Origin of the sequence: Spirulina sp. CS-785/01 (assembly GCF_028330525.1) — a bacterium.
GTDB lineage: Bacteria > Cyanobacteriota > Cyanobacteriia > Cyanobacteriales > Spirulinaceae > JAQMSD01.
Map to the genome: position 1 here is coordinate 1 of NZ_JAQMSD010000209.1, position 19708 is coordinate 19708.

General features: G+C 45.3%; 20 protein-coding genes and 1 pseudogene. 16 read left to right on the forward strand and 5 right to left on the reverse strand.

What is annotated here, in order from left to right; all coding sequences use genetic code 11:
* Positions 1 to 680 precede the first annotated feature (680 nt).
* The 4 genes from PN462_RS13650 (at position 681) to cbiQ (ending at position 3837) form a co-directional block, all read left to right on the forward strand.
* The gene (locus tag PN462_RS13650; RefSeq protein WP_272128857.1) at positions 681 to 1589 is read left to right on the forward strand and encodes a hypothetical protein; all 909 of its coding nucleotides are present in this window, start codon (positions 681 to 683) and stop codon (positions 1587 to 1589) included.
* A gap of 32 nt (positions 1590 to 1621) precedes the next feature.
* Positions 1622 to 2104: a carboxypeptidase regulatory-like domain-containing protein gene (locus PN462_RS13655; RefSeq protein WP_272128859.1), complete on the forward strand. Its 483-nt coding sequence runs from the start codon at positions 1622 to 1624 to the stop codon at positions 2102 to 2104.
* Entirely contained in the window at positions 2104 to 2751 is a 648-nt protein-coding gene (gene cbiM, locus PN462_RS13660) for a cobalt transporter CbiM (protein WP_272128862.1), read from the forward strand. The genes PN462_RS13655 and cbiM overlap by 1 nt, the downstream gene beginning before the upstream one ends.
* A gap of 321 nt (positions 2752 to 3072) precedes the next feature.
* On the forward strand, positions 3073 to 3837 hold the full coding sequence (gene cbiQ, locus PN462_RS13665; protein ID WP_272128864.1) for a cobalt ECF transporter T component CbiQ: 765 nt from the start codon (positions 3073 to 3075) through the stop codon (positions 3835 to 3837).
* A gap of 182 nt (positions 3838 to 4019) precedes the next feature.
* Here the strand turns inward: cbiQ and PN462_RS13670 are convergent, their stop codons facing one another.
* Positions 4020 to 4352, reverse strand: coding sequence for a pentapeptide repeat-containing protein (locus tag PN462_RS13670; RefSeq protein WP_272128867.1), 333 nt, complete (start codon positions 4350 to 4352; stop codon positions 4020 to 4022).
* Positions 4353 to 4539: 187 nt separating this feature from the next.
* Here PN462_RS13670 and PN462_RS13675 point away from each other — a divergent pair, with 187 nt between their 5' ends.
* From PN462_RS13675 to PN462_RS13685, 3 genes are read left to right on the forward strand one after another with little or no spacing between them, the layout of a single operon-like run.
* On the forward strand, positions 4540 to 5163 hold the full coding sequence (locus tag PN462_RS13675) for an antibiotic biosynthesis monooxygenase (RefSeq protein WP_272128870.1): 624 nt from the start codon (positions 4540 to 4542) through the stop codon (positions 5161 to 5163).
* Positions 5164 to 5194: 31 nt separating this feature from the next.
* Positions 5195 to 6067: a pirin family protein gene (locus PN462_RS13680; RefSeq protein WP_272128873.1), complete on the forward strand. Its 873-nt coding sequence runs from the start codon at positions 5195 to 5197 to the stop codon at positions 6065 to 6067.
* Positions 6068 to 6110: 43 nt separating this feature from the next.
* On the forward strand, positions 6111 to 7064 hold the full coding sequence (locus PN462_RS13685) for an aldo/keto reductase (protein WP_272128875.1): 954 nt from the start codon (positions 6111 to 6113) through the stop codon (positions 7062 to 7064).
* A gap of 157 nt (positions 7065 to 7221) precedes the next feature.
* Here the strand turns inward: PN462_RS13685 and PN462_RS13690 are convergent, their stop codons facing one another.
* From PN462_RS13690 to PN462_RS13700, 3 genes are all read right to left on the reverse strand, one after another.
* Complete coding sequence (locus tag PN462_RS13690; protein ID WP_272128878.1) at positions 7222 to 8481, reverse strand: hybrid sensor histidine kinase/response regulator; 1260 nt, start codon at positions 8479 to 8481, stop codon at positions 7222 to 7224.
* Complete coding sequence (locus PN462_RS13695) at positions 8478 to 9623, reverse strand: hybrid sensor histidine kinase/response regulator (RefSeq protein ID WP_272128881.1); 1146 nt, start codon at positions 9621 to 9623, stop codon at positions 8478 to 8480. Before PN462_RS13695 ends, PN462_RS13690 begins: the two co-directional genes overlap by 4 nt.
* Before the next feature lie 112 nt (positions 9624 to 9735).
* Entirely contained in the window at positions 9736 to 10503 is a 768-nt protein-coding gene (locus tag PN462_RS13700; RefSeq protein WP_272128884.1) for a YebC/PmpR family DNA-binding transcriptional regulator, read from the reverse strand.
* A 424-nt stretch (positions 10504 to 10927) separates the two neighbouring features.
* Between PN462_RS13700 and PN462_RS13705 the strand changes: the two genes are divergently transcribed.
* The 5 genes from PN462_RS13705 to acs all read left to right on the forward strand — a co-directional run bounded on the left by PN462_RS13705 (position 10928) and on the right by acs (position 17319).
* A complete protein-coding gene (locus PN462_RS13705) occupies positions 10928 to 12028 on the forward strand; it encodes a TRAP transporter substrate-binding protein (protein ID WP_272128886.1) in 1101 nt (366 codons plus the stop codon).
* A 179-nt stretch (positions 12029 to 12207) separates the two neighbouring features.
* The gene (locus tag PN462_RS13710; RefSeq protein ID WP_272128888.1) at positions 12208 to 12741 is read left to right on the forward strand and encodes a TRAP transporter small permease subunit; all 534 of its coding nucleotides are present in this window, start codon (positions 12208 to 12210) and stop codon (positions 12739 to 12741) included.
* Between the two features lie 2 nt (positions 12742 to 12743).
* On the forward strand, positions 12744 to 14078 hold the full coding sequence (locus tag PN462_RS13715) for a TRAP transporter large permease (protein WP_272128889.1): 1335 nt from the start codon (positions 12744 to 12746) through the stop codon (positions 14076 to 14078).
* Positions 14079 to 14357: 279 nt separating this feature from the next.
* On the forward strand, positions 14358 to 15191 hold the full coding sequence (locus PN462_RS13720) for a DUF547 domain-containing protein (protein WP_272128891.1): 834 nt from the start codon (positions 14358 to 14360) through the stop codon (positions 15189 to 15191).
* Between the two features lie 157 nt (positions 15192 to 15348).
* Positions 15349 to 17319, forward strand: a complete 1971-nt coding sequence (acs, locus tag PN462_RS13725; protein WP_272128892.1) for an acetate--CoA ligase — start codon at positions 15349 to 15351, stop codon at positions 17317 to 17319.
* A gap of 101 nt (positions 17320 to 17420) precedes the next feature.
* Here acs and PN462_RS23570 read toward each other — a convergent pair.
* Positions 17421 to 17501: pseudogene (locus tag PN462_RS23570) on the reverse strand (type II toxin-antitoxin system VapC family toxin); the annotation flags it as partial.
* Between the two features lie 147 nt (positions 17502 to 17648).
* Here PN462_RS23570 and PN462_RS13730 point away from each other — a divergent pair.
* From PN462_RS13730 to PN462_RS13745, 4 genes are all read left to right on the forward strand, one after another.
* On the forward strand, positions 17649 to 17930 hold the full coding sequence (locus PN462_RS13730; protein WP_272128895.1) for a helix-turn-helix domain-containing protein: 282 nt from the start codon (positions 17649 to 17651) through the stop codon (positions 17928 to 17930).
* Positions 17914 to 18984: a GTPase family protein gene (locus PN462_RS13735; protein ID WP_272128896.1), complete on the forward strand. Its 1071-nt coding sequence runs from the start codon at positions 17914 to 17916 to the stop codon at positions 18982 to 18984. The genes PN462_RS13730 and PN462_RS13735 overlap by 17 nt, the downstream gene beginning before the upstream one ends.
* A gap of 9 nt (positions 18985 to 18993) precedes the next feature.
* A complete protein-coding gene (locus PN462_RS13740; RefSeq protein WP_272128900.1) occupies positions 18994 to 19218 on the forward strand; it encodes a hypothetical protein in 225 nt (74 codons plus the stop codon).
* Positions 19219 to 19362: 144 nt separating this feature from the next.
* Positions 19363 to 19707, forward strand: a complete 345-nt coding sequence (locus PN462_RS13745) for a hypothetical protein (RefSeq protein ID WP_272128903.1) — start codon at positions 19363 to 19365, stop codon at positions 19705 to 19707.
* Position 19708 lies beyond the last annotated feature (1 nt).

The following is a 19708-nucleotide window of genomic DNA, read 5'->3' on the forward strand; positions in this document are numbered from 1 at the left end:
AATGACCAGACAAAGAGCCTAAAACTAGCTACGCATTTTAGGGTTTGATGGCTTAGGAAACGGAGTCCATGAAGGACAGAGACTGGTCAGCTACTTGAAGGAAGGCACGAAGCCTCTTCCTTCAAGGAAGAGGTGCTGACTAGAATTCGAGGGTAACGAGTTACTCTTTATGATCTGAACATTTTGCTCAATAATTGTCAATAAATTGTGTCAGTGATTATTCATGATTGGGGTTTGGTTATTGGTGGTTGGTTATGGGCTCTTGAGGCAGAAGGCAGAGGGCAGAAGGCAGAGGGCAGAAGGCAGACGGGGTTTTCTGCTCATGTAAGTAAGTCTTCAGATCTTGTTGATCTGTTCGTAGTAAACTTCCTTGCGAGCTTCTTTCACCCCTGACCGTAGGGGCAATTCATGAATTGCCCCTACTCCTTCGTCTCGCAACCCGTTAAAAACGGGTTTAAGCTCTTAGCCTTGGGTTGAAACCCAAGGCGTATTAAGGTGACACCCCTCCTCCTTCTGCCTTCGTTTGACAAGCCCTCTGTCCTCTCCCTCAAATCTGAAAATAATCTGACAATTGCCATTATATGCCCACTAGGGGGATTGTTTTCCCAGCAAAAACCCCCAACACTAAAAGCAAACAACCATCTAAGCCGAATCAATCTGCTTTTTTATCGAGAATGCTCATGTCAACACAATGGATTAAACCCAGGATTAAACCCATCCTCCTTGGCATCTTTATGCCAGCATTAATCTTGGGGTGCAGTACGCAAACCCCCAGTGACACCGAAGTCACCTCAGAAGACTCCCCCGAAACCGGCACAGAACAAACCACCAACCCCGAAAGCAGCGAAACCGCCGACGCAGAAGGCACATTAACCCTCGTTGCCAATGGGGAAGACTTTGTGCGTCAAGGATTTGTCACCAAAGATGGTTGGGAAATTAGCTTTGATCACGTCTATGCTAACCTAGCCGACGTAACCGCCTATCAGACCGATCCCCCCTACGACCCCGATAAAGAAACAGACTTAAAAAGCGTCGAAGAAGTCGCCTTAGTCGAAGACACAGAAACCGTTGACTTGGCCGCAGGAGACGAAACCGCCGCTCCCATTGCCGTCACAGAAACCAAAGCCCCAACCGGGATGTATAATGCCCTCGCTTGGTCTGTTGTTCCCGCAGACAGTGGTGAAGCAGCAGGGAGTGCCATTAAACTCGTCGGCCAAGCCAGCAAAGACGGAGAAACCATTGATTTTACCCTGAACCTCGACCAACCCCTCACCTACACCTGTGGGGAGTTTGTCGGCGACCAACGGAAAGGTATTGTCCAAGGGGAAGACTCCGCCGAAGTGGAAGCCACGTTCCACTTTGACCATATTTTCGGAGATGGGGATGCTCCTGCCGATGACGAGATTAACACAGGTGCAGTGGGGTTTGACCCTATGGCCGCCTTAGCCGAGGGTGACACCTTAGAAACCGATCTTGCTACGTTAGAGGCCGAACTCGACTCGGAAACTTACGCTAAACTCCAAGAAGCCATTGTGGGTTTAGGCCATGTGGGAGAAGGTCATTGTCGAGAAATGGGAACGACCTCTTAATTGAATCACGATTTGGTATATAGAAGGCGATTATGCGTTACTTACTCTTAGGTGTATTAACTTGTGTTCCCGTGTTAGCGGGAATGGGCGAAGCTGTGGCCCACGGGAGTAATATTGAATATCGCCAAACGGAGGCCATTCAAATTACTGCCAAATACGACAGTGGGACCCCTATGGGAGAGGCCCAGGTGACGGTGTATTCTCCTGATGATCCGGCGACTCCTTGGGTGCAGGGAGTCACCGACGAACAGGGAAATTTTACCTTTGTCCCTGATCCTGACCAAAGGGGAAATTGGGAGGTAAAAGTGCGGCAATCGGGCCATGGGGATATTATTAGTATTCCCTTGGAAGAGCAGGAAGCAGAAACGGCTTCAACCTCCGAATCGGCTACCATCACCCAGGCTACCACCAACACGACGGGTTATAGTCCCTTACAGAAAGGGGTGATGGCGGTTGTCGGCGTTTGGGGTTGTGTGGGGACGGCCTTGTTCTTTTTACGCAAGAAAGGTGAGTAATGCACATTCCCGACGGTTTTTTACCTCCAACAGTTGCGATCGCAGGGTATGCGATCACAGGAGGGGCCACCTGGTTTTCAGTCCGACAAATTCGCCAAGACTCGGACCCCACCGCCAACATCCCCAAAGCAGCGTTACTCACAGCCGCTTTTTTTGTGGCCTCCCTCATCCATATCCCCATCCCCCCCTCTAGCATTCATTTAGTCTTAAACGGCTTAATGGGGATTATTCTAGGCTATTATGCCTTTCCGGCCATCCTCATCGGCTTATTTTTCCAAGCGGTGATGTTTGGCCATGGGGGCATCTCTAGCTTAGGCGTAAATACCGCCATGATGGGGATTCCCGCCCTATTAGCCTATTATGGCTTTTGGTGGAGTCAACGGGGAAAACGCACCCCTCCCCTGTGGCGGAAAATCTCCGTCTTTTTAGCCGGAGGTGGAGCATTATTGCTCTCAGCGGCCACCTTTGTCATCATCACCATTACCACCATTCCCCCAGAATTAAACGCCGATCTAGAACGAAACGCCATCTATGCGTCTCTCATCGGGTACAGTATTCAAGCCCTCATCGAAGGTTCATTTACAGTAATGGTCATTGTCTTTTTAGAACGAGTCAAACCCGAAGTCCTCAAAGTTAGCGAACCTTAACCAAAAACTGACATCAGCGAGGCACAAATAGGCTCTCCTGTCCATTCTAGACCGTGCCATTCGTAATCAACCAAAGGGCTTAATAAGTTCGTAGTAAGCTCGCTTAGAGCTTAAAATAGTAATGTAAGCATTCAGATGATCCCCCCTAACCCCCCTTGAAAAGGGGGGAAAAGAGTGAAGCCTCCTCTGGCTTCTGGCTTCCCCCTTTTTAAGGGGGATAAGAGGGGGATGGCCTAGTCAACCTGAATACTTACATAGTATTAACCGGATAGCATATTACTGTTTACTGATTACTGATTACTGTTTACTGAGAATTGATCCTTGAAACTTGCCCTAGATCGCTACGCCCATCTTAACTCCCTCATCCACCAATGGGAACAACGTTCTAAATTGGTCGGATTATTAAGTTTAATCTTTGCCTTTTCCTTTGTCGAAACTTTGCCGCTTCTCCCCTTCATGGTAGTAGTAACAGGGATATTATATAGACTCTCAGAACTCCCCTTTAATTTTTGGCTCAGTCGCTTACGCTATCCCGGCTTTTTTATTGTCGTCATTGTAATTTTTTTGCCCTTTTTTGCGGGAGACACCCCCCTTTGGGAGTGGGGAGGGTTAAAGATCATGCAGGAGGGAGGAGAAGCAGTTATCTTAATTGTGACGCGCTTTCTCTGTATTTTAACCGTGAGTTTAGTCTTATTTGGCACTGCTCCCTTCCCCACCAGTTTACAGGCCATGCGCTCTTTAGGCATTCCCTCAGAGTTGGTGGATATGGCCTTATTGGCCTATCGGTATTTGGAGGAGTTAGGAGAAACTAGGGTGAGGATGCAGCGAGCGATGCAGTTACGGGGGTTTCAAAGTACCCGCTTCAGTCGTCGTCAGTTAAATTTATTAGCAGGTTTAACAGGGAGTTTATTGGTACGGAGTTATGACCGTTCCAAGCGGGTTTATCAAGCGATGTTGTTACGGGGATATGGGCAAGTTACGTCTCACAAGAGTTTGCAGCAGTGTGATAGGCAGAGTTTGGTTTTAACCGGGTTGTTTGTAGTGATTTCGCTGATTTTTTTCTGGTTCGAGATTGTTGGAATGTAATTTTTTATACTTCTTTTTTATCAAAAATAATGTAACGCTTTATAAATTGTGAAGGAGGATGTTCAGCAACTCAAGTCCATAATGTGCTATAAAGAATATGATTCCAATATTACCAAAAATAATGGGTCTACGGGAGGGGCGCAGGTTTTGCGCCCTTGGCAGATTAGCCGATAGATGGCGTTTTAGAGTAGTTTCGGATCACTCATCCCATCGCTGTCAGAATGCTCCCAACGGACAAGGGAGAACATTTTCGGTAAGATTGCCCCTTTTAAATTAGCCCGATGGAGATTTGCCCCTTGGAGGTTGGCTTTCGAGAGATCGGCGTTTTCTAAGTTGACTCCTTCGAGGTTGGCGTAACTGAAATCCGCGCGATCGCAATTCATCCCCCGCAAGTCTGCCCCTGCCAGGTTAGCATAGCTAAAATTCGCCCCTTTGATGGTCGGGGGGCAAGACTCGTCCTCATCCTCAGATGTCCTCTCCTGCCAATAAGGGGTAATCACGATGGGTAAACTCATAATCGCTAGTCTCCTTGTTGTTCTATATTCTTCTTATGACTCAGCCCAAGAAACTTATGCAGTTTTCAAATAATCAGGCAAAACCTAAAATTTCCCATAAGTATAATTTCCTAAGCCCCTGAATTTCGCTAACATAGGGAAAGTTGGCCAACACGCTCTGTGAGCAAAGAATGGGGAAACGTCTTCTATGAATCAGTCTCAGATTCACCAATCGCACCACGTAACAGCCGTCATTTCCCATCGGGTGAGGGCAGGACGAGAAAAAGGGTATGAGGAGTGGATTCGAGGGATTGCGGCGGTGGCGAGGCAGTTTGACGGGTATATTGGGGTTAATATTCTCCGGCCTGAACCCAGTGCCTCTCCTGCGGATTATGTGCTGGTGGTGCAGTTTGAAACTTGCGATCATCTTAACCGTTGGCTTAGTTCCGACACCCGCAAAGCCTGGATTGAACGGGTTAAACCCCTCATTCAAGAAAAGGAAAATATTCAAATTTTGACCGGGTTAGAGTCTTGGTTTCAACAACCCCGCCACCCGGCCCCGACTCGTTATAAACAGGCGTTTTTAGTCTGGGTGGGGGTGATGATAGTTTCTGTGACGGTGGGGCCAGTGATTGCGCCGCTTTTGGCGAATTTGCCTTGGTTACTGGCTCAATCCCTCAAGGCTGCTGTTACAGTGGGTTTGTTGGTCTATCTGATTATTCCTCAATTAACGACTTGGTTTAAGGGGTGGCTGTTTTCCCGTTATCCTTTGGGATTAGACCGCAATTTTGTTCACTGGGCTTTTCGGAAAAAAAGGCATAATGCGGAGTAGATAGCTTTGAAGAATCAAGGGGGGAACAGTTATGAATCGCGCGATCGCAAAAATTATTCAACCTCAGATTAAAGACTTAGGCGGGTTTCAAGTCCGCCGACTGTTACCCCATGACGAGCAATCTATGGTTGGCCCCTTTATCTTTTTTGACCACATGGGACCCGCCAGTTTTCCCCCAGGACAAGGGGTAGATGTGCGGCCTCATCCCCATATTAACCTCGCCACCGTCACCTATCTTTTTGAAGGCTCTATGCTCCATCGAGACAGCTTGGGAACGGTGCAAGAAATTAAGCCAGGGGCGGTGAATTGGATGATTGCAGGCCGCGGGATTACCCATTCGGAACGGACTCCAGAGGCAGAACGCACCCCAGAATCCCGCTTACATGGTGTTCAAACTTGGGTTGCTCTCCCCGAAGAAGTCGAAGACACAGACCCCAGTTTCCATCACCACCCGGCCTCAGACATTCCCACTTGGGAAGAAAATGGCGCAACCCTGAAACTAATTGCCGGAGAAGCCTATAATCGCATCTCCCCCGTACAAACATTTTCGCCTATTTTATATCTTGATATTCAATTCCCCACAGGGGGCAAATTCACCCTAACCGATGACTACAGCGAACGAGCCGTTTATACTGTGACAGAGGGGATTACCCTCAATGAATCCCCCCAACTCCAACATCATCTCGCCATCCTAGAACCCAATTATACAGTGGAGATTAGCGCAGATACAGGAGGACGTTGTATTGTTGTGGGAGGAGAACGGTTAGGAATGCGTTACAAGTGGTGGAATTTCGTCTCTAGTCGTCTCGAACGCATCGAAGAGGCGAAACAAGACTGGAAAGCGGGGAATTTTGCCTCCGTGCCAGGGGAGACGGAGTTTATTCCTTTGCCCAATCAGGGTTAAGGTGAAACAAGAATAATGGACACTCACACTAGGAGAACAAGCGATGAAAGCCTTACAATTTCAAAATGGCGACCAAATGCCTATTCTCGGCCTCGGTACTTGGAAATCTGAACCTGGTAAAGTGTATGAAGCGGTTAAAGCTGCTTTGCGTGTTGGATATAGACATATTGATTGCGCGTTGATTTATGGCAATGAACCGGAAATCGGCAAAGCCTTGTCAGAGTCCTTTCAAGAGGGGGTTGTGAGTCGAGAGCAACTTTGGGTGACATCCAAACTCTGGAATGATTCTCATGCCCCTGAAGATGTGCAACCGGGGTTAGAAAAGACGCTGGGGGATTTACAGTTGGATTATCTTGATCTGTATCTGATCCATTGGCCAGTTGTGTTGAAGAAGGGAGTCTCTTTTCCCCAGTCCGCAGAGGAGATGATTGCACTGGCGGATTTACCCCCGGAGAAAACTTGGGAAGGGATGGAAGCGTTAGTGGATAAGGGATTGTGCCGTCATATTGGGGTGTCTAATTTTAGTCAGACGAAGTTAGACTCTTTGTTAAAGTCGGCACGACTGAAACCGGAGATGAATCAAATTGAGTTGCATCCTTATTTGCAACAGTCGGATTTGGTGCAGTTTTGCCAACAGAATGGGGTTCATGTGACGGGGTATTCTCCGTTAGGATCGCCCGATCGCCCCGCAGGAATTAAGGCCGCAGATGAGCCGATTTTACTGGAAGAACCGGTTATTCATGCGATCGCGCAACAACATAATATCACCCCAGCACAAGTTTTAATTAGTTGGGGGATTCATCGCAATACAGCAGTCATCCCCAAATCTGTCACCCCGTCTCGCATTGAGCAAAATCTTGCGTCGGCGGAGGTTTCGTTGACGGAGGAAAATATGCAGGAAATTGCTAAATTGGATCGCGGTCGTCGCTATGTCCACGGCCAATTCTGGGAGTTAGAAGGCGGTCCCTATACAGTGGCAAATATTTGGGATGAGTGATTTGCTGGTTGTTGGTTGTTGGTTCTTTGTGTAACGCCTGAGCATTTAATTATCCACTATTAATTACCAACTACCAACTCTCAACTCTCAAGTATCAACTCTCAACTCTCAACTCTCAACTCTCAAGTATCAAGTATCAAGTATCAACTCTCAAGTATCAAGTATCAACTAATAATTGTTCTTCTATGGGTAAACGAATGGTTACTGTTGTTCCTTGATGTTCTCCTGGACTTTCTAACTTTATTGTTCCTCCCATTAAACTTAATAATTGTTGGGCAATTACAAGGCCGAGGCCAAGGCCATTGTGTTGGCGACTGGTAGAACCATCTAACATGACAAAGGGACGAAATAGATTTTTTTGCTGTTTGGGGTCTATTCCAATTCCAGTGTCTTCTATTATAACTTGCGCGATCGCGCGACAAGTTTCCCAATCTACATCCTGAGTCGTCGTAATGGTAATTTTACCTTGAGGGGTAAATTTAATGGCATTTTCAATGACTTTCTGAAAGACTTGTAAGAGTTTAGAGGAATCTGCGGCCACAGAAAGAACGTCAGCCGTAAAATTCAGTTGAATATCTAAGGGTTTTGCCTTATATTGCGTCTCTAAGGAAGTTAAAGCCGACTTTAACGAGTCCTGAAGATCAATAATTTCTAATTGTAGCGACATTTGTCCGGCCTTCATTTTAGCCACAGTTAAAATTTCATTCACTAACCCCAGTAAATGGGTTGCGGACTCGTTGGCCTCTTGCAGAAACTCTTGTTCTTCCTCTCGACTCCGACACATCCCATCTAAGGCCAATTGCAAGAAACCCGTTAAACTATTTAGGGGAGTTCTTAGTTCATGGGATACGGTTTGAATAAACTCGTCTTTGAGACGATCAGTTTCTTGTAAAACTTGGTTTTTTGCTTCTAAGAGGTCTAAGAGTTCCTGTTGCTTACGGTTGGCCGTTTGTAGTTGTTGGGTTCGTCGTTGGACACGCTGTTCTAATTCTTGATTGAGGATTTGCAGTTCTTTTTGAGTATTGCGCAGTTGGAGATGGGTTTCTACCCGGGCCAAAACTTCCTGATATTGAAAGGGTTTGGTAATATAATCCACGCCCCCTACTTCAAACCCTAAAATTTTATCTTGGATTTCAATTAACCCACTCATAAAAATGACTGGAATTTCTTGGGTTTCTGATGAGGCTTTCAGACGACGGCAAAGTTCGTATCCGTCGATTTTTGGCATTCGGATATCCAAGAGAATGAGATCAGGAGGACTATCTTGAATTGTATCGAATGACTCCCTCCCATCGAGAAGTTGCCGAACCCGATATCCCTGTTTATGGAGAATTCGTGTCAGCAGGTCTAAGTTATCTTGATGATCATCAATGACTAAAATATTAGGCTTAGAAGATTTAACACTAGGGTAAGTCATGGTACTGTTTCTTGCAAAGTGGGCAAGCTAAACCAAAAAGTTGACCCGGGTTGGGGGGGATTCGTGATTCCCATTTCCCCCCCATGGGCTACAATAATTTGGCGACAAAGGTAGAGGCCGAGTCCCAAACCTACAGTCCGTCCGGTATTTTCTCCCCGTTGATACAGTTCAAACAAGGTGTCGGCCTTTTGGGGGTCAATTCCATAGCCATTATCGCTTACAGAAGCAATAATATGCTGGGAATCTTCAAGTTTTGCATCTAAATTAATGGTAATTCCGGGGGGATTATGTTTGAGGGCATTGCCGATTAAATTTTCATAAACTCGCCAAAGTTGATCTCCATCAGCGTGAATGGGGGGTAAGTCGGGGGGGATATTATTGGTGAGGGTGGCGCGATTTTTTTCGAGAATGGGTTGCCAGTCGGCGATGAGGGGGTTGAGAAATTCATGGAGGTGGAGGAGGGAGGGGTCCAGGTGAACACCCCAAATTTCAATTTCGTTTGTTTCGACGAGGGAGTTAATTAAGTTTAACTGCCGATCGCAACTTTTGGTCATCCGTTGGACGGTTTTGCGGGGGAGGGTGAGATGGTCGTTTTGTTGCTTCTCTAGGAGGGTATTCAGTACCATACTCATGCCGACAACGGGGTTTCTCAAGTCGTGGGAGACGGCATGGAGATAGACGCGGAGGGTGTTTTCGGCTTTGGTGCGATCGCGGATTTCCTGTTGCAGTTGTTGGTTTTGTTGGTGGAGTTTCTGTTGCAGTTGACAAATTTTTAAATGATTTTCCACCCTGGCTAAGACTTCTTGGAGTTGAAAGGGTTTGGTAATATAATCCACTCCCCCCACTTCAAAGGCATTTACTTTATCCGTGGGATCATTTAAGGCACTAATAAAGATAATTGGAATATTGCGAGTATCTTCTTTTTGTTTGAGGATTTTACAAACGTCGTAACCATCTAATTCCGGCATCCGAATATCTAAGAGAATTAAGTCTGGGGGAATAGTCTCAATGACTTGTAAAGCCCGACGGCCACTAATGGATTTACGAACTTTATAGCCTTTTTCTTGCAGCATCGTGGAGAGAAGACGCAGGTTTTCGGGGATATCATCCACAATTAAAATGTCTGCAAGATGGGAAGTCATGGGAAGTTCAATTAGGGGTTAAGTTTTGGTTATTTGTTGTTTGTCAAGGAGGATAACTGGTAATTTTAAATTATCAACTCTCCATTATCAACTATCAACTATCAACTCTCCATTACACCATAGCGACATTTGCCAAATCTTCGTCCATCTCAAAATTAGCGGTGACATTTTGTACATCATCGAGGGATTCTAGGGCATCCATTAATTTTAATAGCGATCGCGCCTGATCGGGAGCAGTCACTTCCACCGACGTACTAGGAATCCAGCGTAATTCCGCTTCCTTCACCGGAAAATCGTGATTTTGCAAAGATTTGGTTAAATTATCCAAATTACTCACTTGTGTATAAACTTCCGCCCCTGGATTTTCGGGATCATCCGACATTTCATAAGTGTCGGCCTCCGCTTCCACCGAGACTTCCAAAAGTGCCGTTTCTGAGAATTCCCCTTCTAGTAAGACAACCCCTTTTTGGTCAAACATCCAACTCACACACCCCGTCTCACCGAGGTTTCCCCCATTCTTACTAAACGCCGTCCGTAAATCGGCAGCCGTCCGGTTGCGGTTATCAGTAAACGCCTCAATTAAAACCGCCACACCGCCCGGCCCATAACCTTCATAGCGGACTTCCTCATAATTGGTATCATCATCGGTATAAGTCCCGGCCCCTTTTGCGATCGCCCGGTCAATATTACTATTAGGAATCCCAGCGGCCTTCGCCTTTTCAATAGCTGTCCTCAGTTGAAAATTGCCCTCTGGGTCAGGACTCCCATTTCTCGCCGCCACAATAATAGCACGGGATAATTGCGTAAAGGTTTTCCCCTTCTTCGCATCCACCCTCGCCTTTTGGCGTTTAATATTCGCCCATTTACTATGTCCAGCCATACAGATATAACCTCCCACGACTCAAGGATGACCAACTACTGCTAGTTTAGCCATCATCGACCAACACATTGCCCTATTCCTCCTATTGTAAAAGTCTTCCCCCATCCTTGAACAGAGAATGCTGTTTGAACATGGCCCAATGCTGTTAAAATGCCTTATCCGTTGGTTAACAGCAGAAACAATCCGGTTGCCTGAGAGTGAATTGGTTTTCCCCGTCGGTGATAGGGTTATCTCCCATTACGGAGAGACATTCCAGCAAAGCGCACCCTAGAAAAGCCCTTGATGAAAGGTGTATATTACTCTCGGTGAACCTAAAAATCGCCGAAAGTTGGCTAAAAGCCTTACAGTGATTAGTTTCTAACCCTCTGCCATCTGCCTCCTGCCTTCGGATGCTGATTACTGATTTGATCTTGGACTAGATATCATGAAACGAAGAAAATTTCTCACTCAAGCTGCGATCGCCAGTGCCACCACCACCACCCTCGCCGCTTGTAGCCAAACCCCCCAAACCACCGCCACCGACAGTCTCCCCACCGTAGAATGGCGCATGGCCACCAGTTGGCCCCAATCCCTCGACACCATCTATGGAGGGGCCGAAACCGTCTGTAACCGCATCAAAGAAATTACCGGAGGCCGCTTCACCATCACCCCCTTTGCCGCAGGAGAAATTGTCGGCGGCCTAGAAGTCCTCGATGCCGTCCAAACCGGGGCAGTCGAAGCTGGCCACACCGCCAGTTATTATTACATTGGCAAAAACCCCGCCCTCGCCTTCGGCACAACAGTCCCCTTCGGCCTCACCGCCCAACAACAAAACGCCTGGCTATATCATGGCGGTGGTTTAGAAGCCATGCACAAACTCTACTCCGACTTTAATATTATCAACTTTCCTGCCGGGAATACCGGAGGTCAAATGGGGGGATGGTTTAAACAAGAAATTCAAACCGTTAGCGACTTAGAAGGCTTAAAAATGCGCATTCCGGGTTTAGGCGGGAAAGTCATGGAGGCATTAGGCGTAAATGTCCAAGTCCTCCCCGGTGGTGAAATTTTCCTAGCCTTAGACCGAGGGGCCATAGATGCGGCGGAATTTGTCAGCCCCTATGACGACGAGAAATTAGGCTTACAAAATGCCGCCGATTTCTACTATTATCCCGGTTGGTGGGAACCCGGTGCAACCCTAGAAACCCAAGTCAATTTAGATGCTTGGAATAATCTCCCCAAGGAATACCAAGAAGCCTTTAAAACGGCGGCAAGAGAGGCCAATATTAATATGTTGGCGAAATATGATGCCCTCAACCAAGCCGCGTTAACTAAATTAGTTGAAGAAGACGGAGTACAACTAACGCCCTATTCCCAAGAAATCATGGAAGCGGCACAAGAAGCGGCGTTTGATATTTATGAACAAGATGCCAGTAATGATGCTACCTTTAAAGAAATTTATGAAAACTGGCAACAATTCCGCGATCAAGTCATGCGCTGGAATCAAATTAATCAATTGAGTTTTACGAATTTCGTAACAAGAAAATAGTTAACAGTTGCGGGTTGATACTTAATAGTTGATAGTTGATATTTAATAGTTAATACTTAATAGTTAATATTAACCCGTTTTAACGGGTTTTCGCTATTAGCATTGGGTTTTAACCCAAGGTTCATACAAATAAAAACCAACTATTCCCTATTCCCTATTCCCTATTACCTAAATAAAACATGGATAAACTCTTAAAACTCTCCCGCATAATAGACACCCTAAACGACTGGGTAGGACGCATCACCTATTGGTTTGTTTTAGTCATGGTTGCAATTGGGGTTTGGAATGTAATTGGGCGGTATATTGGGCGTTGGTTGGGGCAAAATTTGACCTCCAATGCCTTAATTGAAACCCAATGGTATTTATTCGCCATTATCTTCTTATTAGGGGCATCCTATACCTTAAAACAACAAGGTCATGTCCGAGTCGATGTTTTCTATAAAAACTGGAATAGAAAACGGAAAGCCTGGATTAATTTATTAGGGACAATTCTCTTTTTAATTCCCTTTTGTCTGATGATCTTATACTTCTCTTGGGAAACAATTTATAATTCTTGGAAAATCCTAGAAATGTCCCCAGACCCCGGCGGACTGCCTCGTTATCCCATTAAATCTATGATTCTGGTGAGTTTTGTCTTACTCATTTTACAAGGCATTTCTGAAATTATTAAAAACATAGCCATCATTAAAAATATTCAACCGGAGGACAGTTAAACATGGGTTATGACTGGCTGGGCCCCGTCATGTTTGCGGGGGCATTACTTTTACTAGCATTTGGATATCCGGTGGCCTTCTCGTTGGGGGGAACGGCCATTTTATTCGGTTTAGTTGGGGTAATTTTCGGCATTTTTGACCCGGTATTTATGACCGCGATGCCCCAACGGATTTTTAATATTATGTCCAACTATACTCTGTTGGCTATTCCCTATTTTATTTTCTTGGGCGCAATGTTAGAAAAAACAGGCATTGCGGAACGTCTCTTGGAAACGATGGGGATATTATTCGGACGGTTGCGAGGGGGGTTAGCGTTAGCAGTGGTAGTGGTGGGGGCCTTGTTAGCGGCCTCGACGGGGGTTGTGGCCGCAACGGTGGTGGCCATGGGGTTAATTTCCCTGCCCATCATGCTACGGTACGGCTATAACAAGCAATTGGCAACGGGGGTGATTGCTGCATCGGGGACCCTGGGCCAAATTATTCCCCCTAGTGTGGTGTTGGTGGTGTTGGGGGACCAGTTGGGAATTTCGGTGGGGGATTTGTTTATGGGGTCCTTAATTCCAGGAGTCCTCATGGCCGGGGCGTTTGCCCTTCATGTGTTAATTATTGCTTTTCTGAAACCGGAGTTGGCCCCGGCCTTACCCCAGGAGGTCCGGGAAATTGGGGGAAAGGCGTTGGGCCGACGGGTGATAACGGTGATGTTGCCGCCATTGTTGTTAATTATTTTGGTGTTGGGGAGTATTTTCTTTGGGGTGGCGACTCCGACGGAAGCAGGGGCCGTGGGGTCTTTGGGGGCGATTATTTTGGCGGGGTTGAATCGTCGTTTAAGTTGGGGATCGCTGAAACAAGCCTGTGATGCGACGTTACGCATTAGCAGTATGGTGATTTTTATTTTAATTGGTTCGACGGCTTTTAGTTTGGTGTTTCGGGGGTTACATGGCGATCGCTTTATGACGGAGATTTTAGCAAATTTGCCTGGGGGCGCGATCGGGTTTTTGGCGGTTAATATGCTGGTGGTGTTTATTCTCGGCTTTTTTATCGACTTTTTCGAGATCGCTTTTATTATCATCCCGATCTTTGCCCCAGTGGCCCAACAATTAGGGTTAGATTTAGTGTGGTATGGGGTAATTTTGGGGGCCAACCTGCAAACCTCGTTTCTGACTCCCCCTTTTGGGTTTGCCTTGTTTTACCTGCGAGGGGTTGCCCCTCCGGAAGTGAAAACCGAGGATATTTATCGAGGGGCTATTCCGTTTATTATCCTGCAATTAATTGTTTTAGTTTTAATTATTCTGTTCCCCCCATTGGTGACATTCCTCCCTCAGTGGAGTTGGTCTTAGGGGAGGGGAAGCGACTATAATAGGGAATCAGCAAAAATGGCAATTTCAAAGCGTTATTTGTATTAAATCAATTTATGGTAAGCCCTAATTTGCGGATTGGCAACCCGTTTTAATGGGTTTCAGCTATTCGCCTTGGGTTTTAACCCAAAGCATATTAAGGTAGCGTAAAATAATACAAATTAAATCCCCATCAAGGGAATTTTGGATCATTCAGCAATTTTTCAGAATCCTTTGCCATACTTTTCAGTAAGTGATCGACTAAAACTGCCTCAAACTCCTATGAAAACCAGACTCCTCGTCTTCCCTCTCCTGCTTCTCCTGACTGGATGTAGTTCACTCCCCTTTACCCAAGCATCCACCAACGTTTCCCAAGAGGAAACCCAAACTCACCAACCCCTCAACTATGATCCCTACGCGAAGGTTTTAGAAACTTATGTGGATGATCAAGGATTTGTCGATTATCAAGCATTACAGGAGAATCGAGACCCCCTAGACCAGTTTAACCAATCCCTGGCCCAAATTTCCCCAGAAACCTATCAATCTTGGTCAGAGGATAAACAAATTGCCTTCTGGATTAATGCCTATAATAGTTTTACTCTACAAGCGATTATTGATGAAGACCCGATTAAATCGAGTATAAAGGATATTTTTGGCGTTTGGACAATTCGCCGTTATCCCATTTTAGACGGAACTAAAACCCTTGATGATATTGAACATCAAACCCTGAGAGTGGATTTTAATGAACCGCGTATTCATGGGGCCATTAATTGTGCGTCGATTAGTTGTCCGGTGTTACGTCAAGAACCCTACACTGGAGAAAATTTAGACCGTCAATTAGATGACCAAATAAAACGCTGGGTTGAAGGAGAACACGGGTTACAAATTGACCGAGAGGAAGGGGTTGTTTATCTTTCGACTATTTTTGATTGGTTTGGGGAGGATTGGTTGCCTGAATATATCCCCGATTCTGGGTTTAATGGCACGAAAAAGCAAAAAGCGGCTTTAAATTTTATGAGTGAATATCTGGGTGAAGCGAAGGCGGACTATTTGCGAGACGGGGATTATAAAGTGCGCTATTTAGATTATGATTGGGGGTTGAACAGTAAACAGTAATTAGTAAACAGTAATTAGTAATTAGCAATTAGGAAAAAGTAAGGTGTCTTTCCGATTACTCTTTCCCCTTATCGTAAAGAAACGCAAAAAAAACAAACGTATCCCCCCCTGAAAGCAGTATCGTAGTTGACAAGGAAACTTGTAGCAAAGATTACGAATGACACAACCCACCATCGAGTCTATCCTCAAGGAAAAACGCAACTTTCCACCATCGGCAGAATTTGCCGAAAATGCCATTATTGGCAGTATGGAAAAATATCGGGAACTGTACGACGCAGCGAAAGCAGACCCCCAAGGCTTCTGGGCTGAACTGGCCGAACAGGAGTTACACTGGTTTCAGAAGTGGGATCAAGTCCTCGACTGGCAACCCCCCCACGCGAAATGGTTTGTTAATGGAAAAATCAATATTTCCTATAATTGCCTCGATCGCCATTTAAATACTTGGCGACGCAACAAAGCGGCTATCATCTGGGAAGGTGAACCCGGGGACAGTCGGACGCTGACTTATGCACAACTTCATCGGGAAGTTTGCCAGATGGCTAATGTGTATAAACAGTTGGGGGTGAAGAAAGGGGATATTGTGGGAATTTATATGCCCATGATCCCGGAGGCTGCGATCGCAATGCTCGCTTGTGCTAGAATCGGGGCTGCCCATAGCGTAATTTTTGGCGGGTTTAGTTCCGAGGCCCTACGCACTCGGTTATTAGATGCAGAAGCAAAATTAGTCGTCACTGCCGATGGTGGGTTTCGCAAAGATAAAACTATCCCCCTGAAACCCGCCGTAGATGAAGCCTTACGAGACAATGGCGTTCCCAGTGTGGATAATGTGCTGGTGGTTCAACGCACCCAAGAAAAAGTCCACATGGATGCAGGCCGCGACCACTGGTGGCATGACCTACAGGCGGGGGTTTCCGCCAACTGTCCCGCCGAACCCATGGACAGTGAAGACCTCCTGTTTATCCTCTACACCAGTGGCACAACGGGCAAACCGAAAGGGGTTGTCCACACTACGGGAGGATATAACCTTTACACCCATATCACCACTAAATGGACGTTTGATCTAAAAGAGACGGATGTTTACTGGTGTACTGCCGATGTAGGTTGGATCACGGGACATAGTTACATTGTCTATGGGCCTCTCTCCAACGGGGCCACCAGCTTAATGTATGAAGGGGCCCCCCGTCCCTCTAACCCCGGTTGTCTCTGGGATGTGGTGGAAAAATATGGGGTGAGTATCTTTTACACGGCCCCCACTGCCATTCGCGCATTAATTAAGATGGGAGAACATCACCCCAATGCCCGTGACTTGTCCTCTCTGCGCATTCTCGGCACGGTGGGCGAACCCATCAACCCGGAGGCGTGGATGTGGTATCATCGCGTCATTGGTGGCGGTCGTTGTCCCATTGTGGATACTTGGTGGCAAACGGAGACGGGTGGGTTTATGTTAACGCCTTTACCGGGTGCAATTCCCACCAAACCGGGTTCTGCGACGTTACCCTTTCCGGGTATTATGGCGGATGTGGTGGATTTAGAGGGCAACCCGGTTGGGGAGAATGAGGGCGGTTATTTGGTGGTTAAGCATCCTTGGCCGTCCATGATGCGGACGGTGTATGGGGATGATGACCGTTTCCGTCGCACCTATTGGGAACATATCCCCCCCAAAGATGGCCAATATCTCTATTTTGCCGGAGATGGCGCACGCAAGGATGAGGATGGCTATTTCTGGGTGATGGGCCGTGTGGATGATGTGATCAGTGTGTCGGGACACCGTTTGGGGACGATGGAAGTGGAGTCTGCTTTGGTGTCTCATCCTGCGGTGGCTGAGGCCGCGGTTGTGGGCCGGCCCGATGAGGTGAAAGGAGAAGAAGTGGTGGCCTTTGTCACTTTGGAGGGGGAGTACGAAGCGTCTGATGATCTCAGTAATGAGTTAAAGCAGCACGTGGTTAAGGAGATTGGCGCGATCGCGCGTCCAGGAGATATCCGTTTCACCGACGGAATGCCCAAAACCCGTTCCGGTAAAATTATGCGTCGTTTACTGCGGAATTTAGCCTCTGGCCAAGAGGTGGCGGGTGATACTTCAACGTTAGAAGACCGCAGCGTTCTCGATAAGTTACGCAGTGGTGCATAAATAAATGGTGATGGGGTGGGCGTTTTGCCCACCTAATTCTAGCTTTGGGGCATTTTGTATAAGCCTTGGGTTCAAACCCAAGGCTTATACGGAATCCGGTATTCGTTGTCTGGATTGCGAATCGCATCCCGAACATCCCTTGACAACTGGTTATCACCACTGATGAACCATAAAAATATGATGGGGACAAGAGTCTCATAAAACTGAAAATGTCCTTTTTGCTACATTGGCTTATCAGTAATATTAACTAGCCTAAGAAAATAAAGTGAAGGATTGTTACATTTTTAGGTTTAACAAATGATATATCAGTTGATTAGTGATACAAAAAAATGAAGACTGAACCAATTATAAAAGCGAATCAACCTGCAATCGATCAGTTAATTTGGGCTTTACGCCAAGAATTTGGACTGACTCAAGAGTTTGCCCATGAGTTAGGAGTGACGTTTATGACCGTGAGCCGTTGGGAGAGGTTTGATAGCAGACCTTCACTGTTGGCACTCAAGGTTATTGAGTACAAAGTTGCAGAGTTCGGGGAACGTGGAAATGAGTTGGTGCAGGAGTATTTAATGTTAACTAAAAGTTTTGGAGTTGAATATGAGTTTTTGGGATAGAAAGAAAAACAAAAGAGATAAGAATGCACAGGAGAAGAATATAAATGTACAGGAGTTTCAGGAGAAAGATAAAGAAAATCTAGAAAAAACAGTTCATGAAGAAATAAAAAAAGAGGATAAGAAGCCCTTTGTTGTCTCCATTATGGGACAAACTGGAGTTGGTAAATCATCTTTAGTGAATGCTTTATTCAATACTAAATTCAAGACTGACCCAGTTCAACCATGTACTAAAAAAATTGAGTCATATACAACTCAAGATGAATCAGGACATGAACTTCATTTTTATGATCTACCAGGAATCGGTGAATCTTTTGAACCTGATCAAGAGTATTTAAAGAACTACCGAAAGAAACTAGAAGAATCAGATGTCGTAATCTGGGCTGTTCATATTGATAATCGCGCTGTAGTCTTTGATTTAGAATCTATAGCTAAACTCTTAGATGGTTTTCCCGAACAAACGAAAAATCAACTACTAGGTAAAATTGCTTTCGTGATGACAAAAGCAGATTTAATTAATCCGCGCCCCTGGATTTTTATAAAAAGGACAAAAGATGATGGTCTATTCACTCCGGGACCTGATCACGAAAAAATATTCAAACATAAGTCTTTGTACTATCGAAACTGCTTTTTGAGTCAATATAAAAATTTAATCACTTCAGAAACTTATTGTGATAGTGAGTTTGATACAACAGGAGAAATTAACCTGAATTCTGATAAATATATAGTAAGATATCACGGTCTTTTAGAAGAAGACGAATTAAAAAAGCTGATCGAAAAATATCCTGATCATAAAAAAGTTTTTGAACGACTTTATCAAAATCAGCAGTTTATTCCTTGTTCCTCAAAATTCAAGTATAACTTAGCTCAACTGATGCGTGTTATCGTTGATAAATTGGGAAGTCAAGCTATTGGCCGTTTTAGCAATTTTGTTAATGACGAGAAAATGAATAATGTCTCACTCGAAGAAGCAAAAAAATGTTGCAATATAGTTATCATGGAGGAAAACAAAGAGGAAAACAAACTTATTTTTGATTTAACAGAACAAGATATATAGGAGAAAAATATGGCAGCCTATTCTGAATCTGAAATGAAGGATGCAATGATCAAAATGATCCGTGAAGATGCTGAAGTTCAGGAAGAACTTCGTAAAGCAGTTGGCATGAAAAAACGTAGCCGGATTGCACAAATAGTTGGTAAAGCTGCAAGTTTGTTGGGTGGATCTGTAGCTCAAGAAGTAATAGAGCGTCTTGTTGATTGGTTCATTCAAAAAGGTATGGATTTGTTTTAAGTAATTTAGTCATTGTTGAACAAATTAATTTCGAGCTAATAACTAAGACACGATAACCGTAGACTTATAGTTCGCGATCGCGCTATTAAATTAGCCAGTGGACAACCCTTCACAATCCCCGAAAATGTCCGAATTATTGGCACAATGAACACCGCAGATCGCTCAATTGCTTTAGTAGATCATGCACTCCGCAGACGTTTTGCATTTATCACCCTTTCCCCAAATTATAAGATTCTCCAAAATTATCATCAAAATACACCGTTTCCGATTGAATCTTTAATCACTATTCTCACTCAACTTAATCAAACCATTAACGATCCGCATTATGAGATCGGTATCTCTTTCTTTTTACAAGATAATTTAACCGAAACTATTGCCGATATTTGGCAAATGGAGATTGAACCCTATTTAGAAGAATACTTTTTTGATAACTTAATGCAAGTTGAGGACTTTCGTTGGAATAGTATCCAAAATCAACTCTTGTCTTAAA